This window comes from Pseudomonas sp. TE9122, assembly GCF_056278925.1.
Genome location: NZ_JBWBQI010000001.1, coordinates 1,801,418 through 1,814,837, shown reverse-complemented (window position 1 = coordinate 1,814,837; position 13,420 = coordinate 1,801,418). Strand labels below are relative to the sequence as shown.

Genomic DNA, 13,420 nt, shown 5'->3' with positions numbered 1-13,420 from the left:
GTTGGAGCATGATTGTCCGTCCGGTAAAAGTCAGCGACCTGCCTGCCTTGATGACCCTCGTCGAACAGGCCGGGCCAGGTTTCACCACCCTTCCGGCCAACGAGGACCGACTTGCGCACCGGGTGCGCTGGGCGCAACGGGCGTTCGCCGAACAGGTCGAACGGGCCGATGCCGATTACCTGTTTGTCCTCGAGGATGATGAGCAGCGCGTGGTCGGTGTCAGCGCGATGGCCGGCGCCGTTGGCCTGCGCGAGCCCTGGTACAACTACCGGCTCGGGGTGACCGTCAGTTCGGCACCGGACCTGGGCATTCAGCGGCAGATCCCAACGTTGTTCCTCAACAACGAACTGACCGGGCAATCGGAGCTGTGCTCGCTGTTCCTGCGCCATGACCAGCGCAACGGCAGCAATGGCCGCCTGTTGTCGCTGGGTCGTCTGCTGTTCGTCGCCGAATTTCCGCATCTGTTTGGCGAGAAGATGATCGCCGAACTGCGAGGCAGTGCCGATGAAAACGGTTGCTCGCCATTTTGGGACAGCCTCGGCCGGCACTTCTTCCAGATGGATTTCACCCACGCCGATCACTTGTCCGGCCTGGGCAACAAAGCCTTTATCGCCGAACTGATGCCGCGCCAGCCGCTGTACACCTGCCTGCTCACCGAACAGGCGCAGGCGGCGATAGGCCAGACTCACCCGAACACCCAGCCGGCGTTGAAGATTCTTCAAGCCGAGGGTTTCACGCACAAAGGCTATATCGACATTTTCGACGGTGGCCCGGTCATCGAAGCGCCGATCCGCAGCATCCGCACGGTGCGCGACAGTCTTGAACTGACCCTGAGCCTCGGCACCCCGGACGAGCAGGCGCCGCTATGGCTGATTCACAACCGCCGGCTGGAAAACTGCCGTATCACCGTGGCCCCCGGTCGACTGGTGGGCAACAGCCTGGTTGTCGATCGTCTCACTGCCAAACGCCTGCAACTTCAGCCGGGCAATTCAGTGCGCGCAGTGCTCCTGCCCCATCAACAGCAACATGCCGTGGCGGCCTGATTTCCAGCACGGGAGATTAAACCTTTCAGCCGCCAGTCCTGCCGCGCAAATTCGTCATGATTCTTGACCCATTCGCGTGATAGCCTTTTCACTCTTCGGCGTTGACACCTTTGCTCAAGCCTTTCCATTCCTTATGTATTGGTGGAACTCGTATGACCAGGCTTTCCCATCAAGATTTGCGCCGTAACTTCCGTCAGCTGCTGGCCTCCGACACCTGCTACCACACGGCTTCGGTATTCGACCCGATGTCCGCCCGCATCGCCGCTGACCTGGGTTTTGAAGTGGGTATTCTCGGCGGTTCCGTGGCCTCCCTGCAGGTGCTTGGCGCGCCGGACTTCGCCCTGATCACCCTTAGCGAATTCGCCGAACAGGCCACGCGCATTGGCCGCGTCGCCCAATTGCCAGTGATCGCCGACGCCGACCACGGCTACGGCAACGCTCTTAACGTGATGCGCACCATCGTCGAACTGGAACGCGCGGGCGTCGCTGCACTGACCATCGAAGATACCCTGCTGCCCGCGCAATTCGGGCGCAAATCCACCGACCTGATCACCGTGGCCGAAGGCGTCGGCAAGATCCGCGCGGCGCTGGAAGCCCGGGTCGACACCGAGATGGCCATCATCGCCCGCACCAACGCCGGCATTCTGCCGAATCAGGAAATCATCAGCCGCACCCGCCAATATCAGGCGGCGGGCGCTGACGGTATCTGCATGGTCGGCGTGCAGGACTTCGATCAGCTGGAACAGATCGCCGAGCATCTGACCGTGCCGCTGATGCTGGTCACCTACGGCAACCCCGCCCTGCGCGACGACAAACGCCTGGCCGAACTGGGTGTGCGCGTGACCATCGACGGCCATGGCGCCTACTTCGCCGCGATCAAAGCAACCTACGACAGCCTGCGCGAACAGCGGCAGATCTTCACCCAGGCCTCCGATCTGAGCGCGACCGAGTTGACCCACACCTATACCCAGCCGGAGGAATACATTCTCTGGGCCAAGGAGTACATGAGCGTCAAGGAGTGATGCACACGCTGCACCGGCCCCTTCGCGAGCAGGCTCGCTCCCACAGTTGAAATGCGGTCCCCTGTGGGAGCGAGCCTGCTCGCGAAAGCGTCTATTGCGGCACCGCTAAACCGGCGTCTTATACCCCTCCTACCGCTGCGCCGCCCGCGCCTGAATCACATTCAGAATCGCGCAGCCCTCGCGCATCAGCAGATGAACCGCGCTGGTCACCCGCGTCAGATCACAATCGGAGATGCCCTTGAGGTTGAGGCTGGCGAAAGTGTCGGCCAGATCGCGCACGACCACAAACCGGTGCATCGCACAGGCGGCCATGTCGCTGAGTTCAGTGTGGGTATTGATGGGGAGATAGCGCGGCATTACTTGGTCGGTCATAGAGTTCACTCCAGAAAGGTCAGGTTCTGTATTCGACCGGCCAAGATCGTCGCAGGGTTATCTGCGAACCGAGACTATAAGAGCCGCGCCCGACGGCCGCAACGAGAGCTTCTGTCGGACTTTTCGGTATTTTTTGTGCGCCGTCCTCGACTGCCACTTTTCCCACAAAAGCCCCTCACCCTAGCCCTCTCCCAGAGGGAGAGGGGACTGATTGGGGAATGCTCTGGATCTGCGCCGACGTGGTGGACCGTGTTGAATGCGAAATTGAATTCAGCAGAAAATCTTAAGCTTGCCGCATTGACTATAAACAACACGGTCAGTCCCCTCTCCTGGGGGAGAGGGCTAGGGTGAGGGGTGAGTCAACTGACACCCCGCCCCAAACATTCACACCACCAATCCCATCACCGCGGCTTCGCCAACTCCATTATCATCCGCGACAACAGGTAAATCCGCGGTGCCACGCTCGCCACCTCGGCATATTCCTCAGGCGTGTGAATATTGCCGCCGACAATGCCGAAGCCATCCAGCGTCGGCGTCCCTACGCCTGCGGACAGACTGGCATCCGCCGCGCCACCACTGCCCTCCTCAGTCAGCTTGCGGCCAATCTCGCCGTAAATTCCCTGGGCCATGGCCATCAGGCGATCCGACTCAGCGGTCTGTGGCATCGGCGGCAAACCGCGCTGCAAGGACGTTTTCACTTCGGTATCGGCAATCAACTTGTCCTGCGAGACCCGCGCCAGATCCTTCTCGATGCGATCAAATTCCTCCGGCACTGCCGCGCGCACATCCGCCTTGGCCGTGGCCTGATCAGGAATCACGTTGGTGCGATCGCCGGCCTTGAGCACGGTGAAGTTGATGGTGGTCTTCTTCGCCTCGTCACCGAGCTTGCCCAGTTGCAGAATCTGATGCGCCGCTTCCATCGCCGCGTTCCGTCCCAACTCTGGCGCGACGCCGGCGTGGGCGGCCTTGCCTTTGACTTCGACCAGCGCCGTCGCACTGCCCTTGCGCCACACCACCAGGCCATCGGCCGGGCGCCCCGGTTCGAGGTTGAGGGTGACGTCGTGCTGTTTGGCGGTTTTCTTGATCAGGTCGGTGGCGACGTCCGAGCCGGTTTCTTCGCTGGCATCCAGCAGGAAGGTGATCTGCGCGTAATCCTTGAAGTCGAGGTTCTTCAGCACTTTCAATGCGTAGATGCCGGCGACGATGCCGCCCTTGTCGTCCATTACACCCGGCCCGTAGGCGCGGCCGTCCTTGATGTGGAAAGGCCGCTCGGCGGCGGAGCCTTCCTTGAACACCGTGTCCATGTGCGCCATCAGCAGGATTTTCGCTTTGCCCGTGCCTTTGAGCGTGGCTAGCACGTGGTTGGATTTCTCCGGGGTGTTCGGCACCAGTTCGATAGTTGCGCCGAGCTTTTTCAGCTCATCGATGGCCATGTCGCTGACCTGTTTCAGGCCCGGCTCATAACCTGAGCCGGAGTCGATATTGACCAGTCGCTCCAACATTTTCAGGGCTTCGGGCTGATACTGCTCGGCATCGGCGAGCACTTGTTTGTGCGGTTCGGCAGCGTTTGCGGCCGAGAATGCGAGGGACAGACCGAGGCTGGCGGCCAGCAGAGAGCGGGGAAAGGAGAACGTCATGAAGCAGTCCTTGTTTCGTGTCGGAGGGATTCAACCGTAACCGACATCGGCACGAGGCTCTATAGCGGATGCGACACTGATCTAACCGACAACACATACCCCGGTGGGAGCGAGCCTGCTCGCGAAGGCGTCGTGGCAAACGATATTGATACCGCCTGACCCAGCGCTTTCGCGAGCAGGCTCGCTCCCACAGGTATCAGCTCGCCCGTCAGACCGAATCCAGCAGCGCCTGCCTCGGCTTGTTGTCGCTGTTGCAGATCACCCGATTGCGCCCACTGGCCTTGGCTTCGTACAACGCCTGATCGGCCTCATCCAGCCAACGCGTGGCGTCGGCATGGCTCGGGTCGTACGCGGCCAGGCCAATGCTCAGACTGACCTTCAACGCGGGGTTCTGCTCGTAGCCCATCACCGCAAAACGCTCGCGCAAGGCTTCCATGGCCTGAGCCGCGTTGAACAGTGGCAGCTCCGGCAGAATCACGCAGAACTCGTCCCCGCCATAGCGCCCCGCCACATCCGTGGCGCGCAGATTCTGTTTGAGCAGTTTGCTCAACTGGCGCAGGACGATATCGCCAGCGACATGCCCATAGGTGTCATTGATCGCTTTGAAGTGGTCGATGTCGATCAGCGCAATCGCCGCGCCCTGCTGCTGGCGTTTGCAGCGCTGGAACGCGAGGTTCAGCTGATCCTTCCACGCGCCGTGATTGAGCAGGCCGGTCAGGCTATCCGTGCGACTCAACGCCAATAGCTCGCGCTTGTGCCGACCGAGGGTAGAGGCCTGGCGAAAGCAGATCCAGCCCAGCGCCAGCGGATACAGCAACAGCAACGGCAAACAGGCGTACAGCTGCAGCGGCGATGTCGGTGGAATGAACGCCGGAGCAAACACCACCAGCCCCACGCCCATACCGAATAGCTGTGCCGCCGTGCCCGCCAGCAAAAAACGCCCGCCACCGATGGCGACGTTGTTCATCGCCATCATCGAAATCGTGGTAGCGCTGGGCAAGGGATTAAACTGCATGGCGGCGACCCAGAAGCCGCCCATGAATGCATCGATCAGCAAATTGCGGTGTTCGGCGCGAAACGGCACGCTCGAGCTTCGCGCCCATTGAAAGGCCAGATGCGGCCAGACCAGGCCGTTGAACAGCATCAGGCCCCACACCCACAGCGGCGGATCGAGCGCATGCATCGCCACGCTGACACACATCAGCCCGAGCAGCAGCCCGAACACCCGCGACCTGTACAGCCTCCTGGCCAGTGAAAGTCCCTTTCCTCGCGTATTTCCCATAAGGGCCTCGACCGCGCGATGCATGGTTACATCCCGACAAGGATGTGTCCGGAGTCTATCAGGGCGCCGCTAAATAGCCATCACCGGCCAGCGGCCTGAATAGAGCGCTATCAGCGCCGCACGCGCGGCCCAGAGTTGGCTATAAATGAAAGAGGGGAAATAGAAAAACAACTATAAAAAGGGGGCACATGCATACCTACGCTGTGTTGATCATCGGCAGCGGTTTCGGCGGCCAGTGCGCGGCGGTCAACCTGCTCAAGGCCGGAATCGACGATTTTCGCATTCTTGAGCGACGCGACTTCTTCGGCGGCACCTGGTGCCAGAACACCTACCCCGGCGCAGCGGTGGACGTCCCGTCGCCGCTGTATTCGCTGTCATTCGCGCCCTACCGCTGGTCGCAGATGTTCGCCGAACAGGCGGAATTGCGTCGCTACACCGAACAGCTGATCGAGCAGTTCGGTTTGCGCGAGCGCGTGGAGCTGGGGGCGGATGTCGAGCGCGTCGAGTGGGACGAGGCGGAAAAACACTGGACGGTGCACACCCGCGCCAAAGGCATCTTTCACACGCAGTTTTTGATCAACGCTTCCGGGCCATTGAGTCAGCCGGTCATCCCGCACTTTGCTGGGATGGATCGCTTTCAAGGCAAGACTTTTCACACAAACAATTGGGATCACAGCTACGACTATCGCGGTAAACGCGTCGCGATCGTCGGCAGTGGTGCCAGCGCCGCGCAGGTGATCCCGGCGATTGCGCCACAAGTCGAACACCTGCATGTATTCCAGCGCACGCCGCATTGGGTGCTGCCGCGTGCCAATCGCAAATTCGGCCGTTTCCAGCGCTGGCTGCTCGGTCTGAAGCCGGCGTACAAGCTGCTGCGCTGGCTGATCTACTGGCAATTCGAAACACGGGTGATCGCCTTCAAATACTCGAGACCGGCGATTCATCTGGTCCAACGACATGCGCTGCGTTTTCTCAAACGCCAGGTTCCGGACCCGGTACTGCGGCAGAAACTCACCCCGGACTTCACCATCGGCTGCAAACGGGTGCTGGTGTCCAGCACGTACTACCCGGCGCTGAGCCGCGCCAACCTCACGTTGCACAGTCGCGAGCACGGCATCGCTTCGATCGACGAAAGCGGGATCAACACCGTGGACGGTGAGCATCTCGATGTTGATCTGATCGTCTGGTCGACCGGTTACGACGCCACCGACGGGGTGATTTCCTACCCGGTCAGCGGCAAAAACGCGGTGCAACTCAGAGATGTCTGGGCCGAATACCCGCGCGCGTACCTCGGCACCAGCCTGCCGGATTTCCCCAACCTGTTTATCGTCACCGGGCCGAACACCGGCATTGGCCACACCTCGGCACTGTTCATCATCGAATCGCAGATGAACTACATCCTCGACTGCATCCGCACCGTACGGGCCAAAGGCCTGAGCAGCATCGAAGTGCGCCGTGACGCAGAACGTACCTACACTGCAATGATCCACCGGGAAATGCAGCGCACGGTGTGGAAATCCGGTGGTTGCCACAGTTGGTACCAGAGCAAGAGCGGTCATGTGATCGCGATGTTTCCCGGCTTCAGTTTCAGCTATCACCTGCTGACCCGGGCGCTGAAACCGGCCGACCATATTTTGTCCTGAACACGTATAAGGAAGACGTCGATGCTTTTGCTGTTTGTCGCACTCGCGGTTTTCGTGGCCTGGAGCTGGTTGAGTTACCCGGCGGTCGGCCATTGGTTGTACAACCTGGCCATGGCCAGCGAGGCCAGGTTGTACAAATTGCACAAGATCGAAGTGCCGATCGCCGAGATGACCGTGTCGACCTGGCAAGGCGGGCCGTACGAGGCGTCCAGCGCGATCCTGATGCTGCACGGCTTCAGCGCCGATAAAAACCTCTGGCTGCGCTGCGCCCGGCATTTCGTCCGTCAGTATCGGGTGATCATTCCGGATCTGGCCGGCCACGGTGAGACTGGCTTCAAGGCTGGCGGCGGTTATGACATCGCGGTTCAGGCCAAACGCATGATTCAACTGCTCGATGTCTGCGGCGTGGAGAAAGTCCATGTCATCGGCAATTCCATGGGCGGCTATATCGCCGCGTGGCTGGCGGCGACCTATCCGGAGCGAATCGCTTCGCTGGCCTTGATCGACCCGGCCGGCGTCACCGTACCGGAGCCGAGCGACATGGAGCGCCATCTGGCGCGCGGGCACAATCCGTTCCTGATCAACTCCCGCGAAGAATTTCAGCGCTTCTACGCGATGACCATGGAGTCGCCGCCGTGGGTGCCGAAGCTGGTGCTGGACGCCGTCGCCCAGCGCTATGAGCAACAACGTGACGAGCTCGAAGAAATCTTCCGCGACTTCCGCGCCAGCCCGCCGATGGAGCCGAAACTGGCCGAGATCCAATGCCCGGCGCTGTTGCTGTGGGGGCGCAAGGATCGCCTGATCGACGTCAGCAGCGTGCCGGTGTGGAGCAAAGGCATCGCCAATCTCGAAGTGGATGTGTGGGATCACGTCGGGCACATGCCGATGGTCGAACAGCCGGGAAATACCGCGCGGCTGTACGGGGAGTTTCTGGAACGACAGCGATGAAGATGGATACTCGCAATGCCCCAGGTTGCGCAACTGATCGTTCCCATGCTCTGCGTGGGAATGCCTCAGGGGACGCTCTGCGTCCAGTGACGCAGAGCGTCACGGGCTACATTCCCACGCAGAGCGTGGGAACGATCAGCGGAGACAGAAGGTTGGCGTTCCCATGAACATCCTTTACGACGAACGCCTCGACGGTCCGTTGCCCGAGGTGAACAAGGGCGAATTGCTCAAGGCTCTGCAACAAGCCCTGCCGGACCTGGACATCCTCTGGCGCGAAGATGAACTCAAACCCTACGAATGCGACGGTCTCTCCGCCTACCGCACCACGCCGATGCTGGTCGCCCTGCCCCGTCGACTCGAACAAGTGCAAACCCTGCTGAAACTCTGCCACCAAAGCAACGTGCCTGTCGTCGCGCGGGGTGCCGGTACGGGCTTGTCCGGCGGCGCGCTGCCACTGGAAAAGGGCCTGCTGCTGGTGATGGCGCGGTTCAACAACATCCTGCACATCGACCCCGCTGCACGTATCGCGCGGGTTCAGCCGGGGGTGCGCAATCTTGCTATCTCCCAGGCGGCGGCCCCATTTGGCTTGTATTACGCACCGGATCCGTCATCGCAGATCGCCTGCTCGATCGGCGGCAACGTCGCGGAAAACGCTGGTGGCGTGCATTGCCTCAAGTACGGCCTGACCGTGCACAACGTGTTGAAAATCGAAGTACTGACCATCGAGGGCGAACGTCTGACGCTGGGCTCCGAGGCGCTCGATTCAGCCGGTTTTGACCTGCTCGCCTTGTTCACCGGCTCCGAAGGCCTGCTGGGGATCATCACCGAAGTCACGGTGAAACTGCTGCCCAAACCGCAAGTCGCCAAGGTCCTGCTCGGCAGTTTCGATTCAGTCGAGAAGGCCGGCCGAGCGGTTGCCGAAATCATCGCTGCCGGGATCATTCCCGGAGGCCTGGAAATGATGGACAACCTGGCCATTCGCGCCGCCGAAGATTTTATCCACGCCGGTTACCCGGTCGACGCCGAGGCGATTCTGCTGTGCGAACTCGACGGTGTCGAAGCCGACGTGCACGACGATTGCCAGCGCGTACGGGAAGTCATGACAGCGGCCGGCGCCACCGAGGTGCGCCAGGCCCAGGACGAAGCCGAGCGCGTGCGTTTCTGGGCCGGGCGCAAAAATGCGTTTCCGGCGATCGGCCGGTTGTCGCCGGATTATTACTGCATGGACGGCACCATCCCGCGCCGCGAATTGCCCGCTGTGCTGCAAGGTATCGCCAGCCTCGGCGAGGAATATGGCTTGCGCGTGGCCAACGTGTTCCACGCCGGCGACGGCAATATGCACCCGCTGATTCTGTTCGACGCCAACCAGCCCGGGGAGCTGCATCGCGCCGAGGCATTGGGCGGCAAGATCCTCGAACTGTGCGTGAAGGTAGGCGGCAGCATCACTGGCGAGCACGGCGTCGGCCGCGAAAAAATCAATCAGATGTGCGCGCAGTTCAACAGCGACGAGTTACTGCTGTTTCATGCAGTGAAAGCCGCGTTCGATCCGCAGGGCCTGCTCAATCCCGGCAAGAACATTCCGACCCTGCACCGCTGCGCCGAGTTCGGCGCGATGCACATTCACGCCGGGCAACTGCCCTTCCCCGAGCTGGAGCGATTCTGATGGCTGATTTCGACGCCGCCAACGCCCTGCTCGATCAGGTCAACGCCGCGCGGGCCAATGCCACGCCGCTGAAGATTCAGGGCGGCAACAGCAAGGCCTTTCTCGGTCGCGAGGTGGCCGGCGAAGTGCTCGACACCCGTGCTCATCGCGGCATCGTTCAATACGATCCGACCGAACTGGTGGTCACCGCACGTGCCGGCACGCCGTTGTCCGAGCTGCTTGCGGCGCTGGATGAGGCCGGGCAAATGTTGCCCTGCGAACCGCCGTCCTTCGCCGACAGCGCCACGGTCGGCGGCATGGTCGCCACGGGACTGTCCGGACCTCGCCGGCCGTGGTCCGGCTCGGTACGCGACTTCGTTCTCGGCACGCGGGTGATCACCGGCCTCGGTCAGCATCTGCGCTTCGGTGGCGAAGTGATGAAAAACGTCGCCGGTTATGACCTTTCGCGACTGATGGCCGGCAGTTTCGGTTGCCTCGGCGTGCTCACCGAAGTGTCGCTGAAAGTCCTGCCGAAACCGCGCCAGTGCCTGAGCATTCGCCTCGATATCGACTGCGCTCGGGCCTTGAGCAAACTTGCCGAATGGGGCCAGCAACCGCTGCCGATCAGCGCGGCATGTCACGATGGCCAGAGTCTGTATCTGCGTCTGGAAGGCGGCGAAGGTTCGGTAACGGCGGCGCATCAACGGCTCGGTGGTGAGCCGTTGGACTCGGTTTTCTGGCGCGACCTCAACGAACAGCGCCTGAGTTTTTTCGACGAAGGTTTGCCGCTGTGGCGCCTGTCATTGCCGAACAATCTCGGCCCTCTCGAGTTGCCCGGCGAGCAACTGATCGACTGGGCCGGCGCGCAACGCTGGGTGAAATCCGAAAGCTCTGAGATTCACGCACTCGCCCATTCCTTGGGCGGCCATGCAACGTGCTTTACCCACGGTGCCACCGACTCGCCGTTTCAACCCTTGGCGCCAACCCTGTTGCGCTACCACCGGCAACTCAAGGCACAACTCGACCCGCAAGGGCTGTTCAACCCCGGGCGAATGTACGCGGAGGTTTAGCCATGCAAACCACCCTCAGCGAGCAATCGCGCCAACTGCCCCGCGCAGGCGAAGCGGAAAAGATCCTGCGCACCTGCGTGCATTGCGGCTTTTGCAACGCTACGTGCCCGACCTATCAATTGCTCGGCGATGAACTCGATGGCCCGCGCGGACGCATTTATCTGATCAAGCAAGTGCTGGAAGGCGCACCGGCCACCGAGCAGACGCAGCTGCATCTGGACCGCTGCCTGTCGTGTCGCAACTGCGAAACCACCTGCCCGTCCGGCGTCGATTATCACAACCTGCTCGACATCGGCCGTGCGGTAGTCGACAGCGCGGTGCCGCGCCCGGCCGCTCAGCGCTTGCTGCGCGAAGGCTTGCGTGCGTTGGCGCCGAATCCGGCTGTGTTCAAAGGCTTGCTGCGCATGGGCGCGACCTTTCGACCGCTGCTGCCGCGCCTGCTGGAAAGCAAACTGCCGCAACACTTGGGTGTTATGGGGTCGCGCCCCGCTCCTCGGCATCCGCGCCGGGTGTTGTTGCTCGAAGGTTGCGTGCAACCGGGTCTGTCGCCGAACACCAATGACGCGACCGCGCGGGTGCTCGATCGTCTGGGCATCAGCGTCACTCCGGTGAGCGAGGCCGGTTGCTGCGGTGCGCTCGACTATCACCTCGACGCCCAGGCCAAAGGTCTTGACCGCGCTCGACAGAACATCGACGCCTGGTGGCCGCACTTGCAGAATGGCGCCGAAGCCATCGTGCAAACGGCCAGCGGTTGTGGCGCGTTCATCAAGGATTATGGGCATTTGCTTGCGGACGACCCGATCTACGCCTCGAAAGCACGCCGGATCAGCGAAATGACTCGGGATCTGGTGCAAATCATCGCCGAGGAACCGCTGGAGCAAGTGTGCGCCGCCAGCGAACGACGCATCGCCGTGCATTGCCCGTGCACTTTGCAGCACGCACTGAAACTCGGCGGCGCCGTGGAAGCCGTGCTGACCCGACTCGGCTTCAACCTCACGCAGGTACCGGATGGCCATTTGTGCTGCGGCTCGGCGGGCACTTACTCGCTGACCCAACCGGTGCTGGCGCGGCAACTGCGTAACCAGCGACTCAACGCTCTGGAAAGCGGCCGGCCTGAGTTGATCGTCACTTCCAATGTGGGCTGTCAGAGCCATCTGGCGAGCGCCGGGCGCACGCCGGTCAGACACTGGATCGAGCTGGTGGATCAGTCGTTGGCAGAATGAAGTTCGTAGGATTCTTCGTTTGCCCGCGTGGGCGAAGGCTGCGATCTTTTCCGGCATCCATTTCGTCACCGTGGCAGGAATTTTTTTCATGACCGTGCAGCCGTTCGTCAGCCCCGACCTGATCCGCCAACGCTTCTCCCGAGCGATGTCCGACATGTACCGCGAAGAGGTGCCGCTGTACGGCGCGCTGATGGAACTGGTGGAGAAAACCAATCGCGAAGTGCTGGCACGTCAGCCTGACATCGCCGGACAGCTCAAGCGCACCGGCGAAATCGAACGCCTGGACATGGAACGCCACGGCGCCATTCGCGTCGGCACCGCGAGCGAACTGGCTACCCTCGCCCGCCTGTTCGCGGTGATGGGCATGCAACCAGTGGGTTATTACGACCTGACCCCGGCCGGTGTGCCGGTGCATTCAACGGCGTTTCGCGCGGTGCATGAAGAAGCGCTGCAGGTCAGCCCGTTTCGCGTGTTCACCTCGTTGCTGCGCCTGGAGCTGATTGAAGACGCCGAATTGCGTTCGTTTGCCGAGTCGGTACTGGCCCGTCGTTCGATTTTTACTGAAGAGGCGTTGCGCCTGATTGAACAGGCGGAAACGGCAGGCGGACTGAATGACGACGAAGCCGCAGAATTCGTCCGACAGGCACTGGAGACTTTTCGCTGGCACCACAGCGCCACCGTCAGTGCCGCGCAATACCAAAAACTCAGCGCTCAGCACCGCTTGATCGCCGATGTCGTTGCGTTCAAAGGCCCGCACATCAACCACCTGACCCCACGCACGCTGGACATCGACACCGTGCAGGAGCAGATGCCTGCCCATGGCATCACACCCAAAGCGGTGATCGAAGGTCCACCACGCCGCAACTGCCCGATCCTGCTGCGCCAGACCAGTTTCAAGGCGCTGGACGAGCCGATCGCCTTCACCGATCAGCCCGAAACCCGTGGCAGCCACAGCGCGCGCTTCGGCGAAATCGAACAACGCGGCGCAGCTCTGACACCCAAGGGTCGCGCGCTGTATGACCGCTTGTTGAATGCCGCTCGCGATGAACTGGGCGACTTCCCCAATGAAGCCAATGCCGCACGCTACGACGCGCTGATGACTCAGCACTTTGCCGAATTTCCTGACAGCATCGAGGGCATGCGCGAACAGGGGCTGGCGTACTTTCGTTATTTCGCTACGGAAAAGGGCATCGCGGCGCACGGACTTGGCGAATCGTCACTGGAGGATTTGCTGCGCGATGGCTACGTGAAAGCGGAGCCGCTGGTGTACGAAGATTTCCTGCCGGTGAGCGCGGCGGGGATTTTTCAGTCGAACCTGGGGGATGCCGCACAGGCGCATTACGCCGAACACTCCAATCGACATGCTTTCGAACAGGCGCTGGAGCGTTCGACCATTGATGAGTTGGGGTTGTACGCCGAGACGCAACGGCGGTCGATTGAGGAATGTGCCGAAGTGCTGCGGATCAAACTCACCTGAATTTTGCACCGCTCTACTGTAGGAGTGAGCCTGCTCGCGATAGCGGTGTAACAGTCGCCGA

At 61.5% G+C, this 13,420-nt stretch carries 11 protein-coding genes; 8 read left to right on the top strand and 3 right to left on the bottom strand.

From position 1 onward, the window contains the following. Nucleotides 1–8 precede the first annotated feature (8 nt). Both astA and ACZ9BE_RS08215 read left to right on the top strand, forming a co-directional pair. A complete protein-coding gene (gene astA, locus ACZ9BE_RS08220; protein WP_041478621.1) occupies nucleotides 9–1,043 on the top strand; it encodes an arginine N-succinyltransferase in 1,035 nt (344 codons plus the stop codon). Nucleotides 1,044–1,195: 152 nt separating this feature from the next. Then, on the top strand, nucleotides 1,196–2,065 hold the full coding sequence (locus tag ACZ9BE_RS08215; protein WP_016774123.1) for an isocitrate lyase/PEP mutase family protein: 870 nt from the start codon (nucleotides 1,196–1,198) through the stop codon (nucleotides 2,063–2,065). 129 nt (nucleotides 2,066–2,194) lie between these two features. Here the strand turns inward: ACZ9BE_RS08215 and ACZ9BE_RS08210 are convergent, their stop codons facing one another. The 3 genes from ACZ9BE_RS08210 to ACZ9BE_RS08200 all read right to left on the bottom strand — a co-directional run bounded on the left by ACZ9BE_RS08210 (nucleotide 2,195) and on the right by ACZ9BE_RS08200 (nucleotide 5,356). Beyond that, nucleotides 2,195–2,437 carry a hypothetical protein gene (locus tag ACZ9BE_RS08210; RefSeq protein ID WP_476249214.1) on the bottom strand — a complete coding sequence of 81 codons (243 nt, stop codon included), beginning with the start codon at nucleotides 2,435–2,437 and terminating at the stop codon, nucleotides 2,195–2,197. A 401-nt stretch (nucleotides 2,438–2,838) separates the two neighbouring features. Next, complete coding sequence (locus ACZ9BE_RS08205; RefSeq protein ID WP_476249213.1) at nucleotides 2,839–4,074, bottom strand: M20/M25/M40 family metallo-hydrolase; 1,236 nt, start codon at nucleotides 4,072–4,074, stop codon at nucleotides 2,839–2,841. 208 nt (nucleotides 4,075–4,282) lie between these two features. Next, entirely contained in the window at nucleotides 4,283–5,356 is a 1,074-nt protein-coding gene (locus ACZ9BE_RS08200; RefSeq protein WP_150635710.1) for a diguanylate cyclase, read from the bottom strand. Between the two features lie 188 nt (nucleotides 5,357–5,544). Between ACZ9BE_RS08200 and ACZ9BE_RS08195 the strand changes: the two genes are divergently transcribed. The 6 genes from ACZ9BE_RS08195 (at nucleotide 5,545) to hglS (ending at nucleotide 13,359) form a co-directional block, all read left to right on the top strand. Next, nucleotides 5,545–6,999 carry a flavin-containing monooxygenase gene (locus tag ACZ9BE_RS08195; protein ID WP_476249212.1) on the top strand — a complete coding sequence of 485 codons (1,455 nt, stop codon included), beginning with the start codon at nucleotides 5,545–5,547 and terminating at the stop codon, nucleotides 6,997–6,999. Between the two features lie 21 nt (nucleotides 7,000–7,020). Further along, entirely contained in the window at nucleotides 7,021–7,947 is a 927-nt protein-coding gene (locus ACZ9BE_RS08190; protein ID WP_476249211.1) for an alpha/beta fold hydrolase, read from the top strand. Nucleotides 7,948–8,110: 163 nt separating this feature from the next. After that, the gene (gene glcD, locus ACZ9BE_RS08185) at nucleotides 8,111–9,610 is read left to right on the top strand and encodes a glycolate oxidase subunit GlcD (RefSeq protein WP_252879848.1); all 1,500 of its coding nucleotides are present in this window, start codon (nucleotides 8,111–8,113) and stop codon (nucleotides 9,608–9,610) included. Then, nucleotides 9,610–10,659, top strand: a complete 1,050-nt coding sequence (gene glcE / locus ACZ9BE_RS08180) for a glycolate oxidase subunit GlcE (RefSeq protein ID WP_252877848.1) — start codon at nucleotides 9,610–9,612, stop codon at nucleotides 10,657–10,659. Before glcD ends, glcE begins: the two co-directional genes overlap by 1 nt. Nucleotides 10,660–10,661: 2 nt before the next feature. Further along, nucleotides 10,662–11,882, top strand: coding sequence for a glycolate oxidase subunit GlcF (gene glcF, locus ACZ9BE_RS08175; RefSeq protein ID WP_476249210.1), 1,221 nt, complete (start codon nucleotides 10,662–10,664; stop codon nucleotides 11,880–11,882). 88 nt (nucleotides 11,883–11,970) lie between these two features. After that, nucleotides 11,971–13,359, top strand: a complete 1,389-nt coding sequence (hglS, locus tag ACZ9BE_RS08170) for a 2-oxoadipate dioxygenase/decarboxylase HglS (RefSeq protein ID WP_476249209.1) — start codon at nucleotides 11,971–11,973, stop codon at nucleotides 13,357–13,359. Nucleotides 13,360–13,420: the final 61 nt, after the last annotated feature.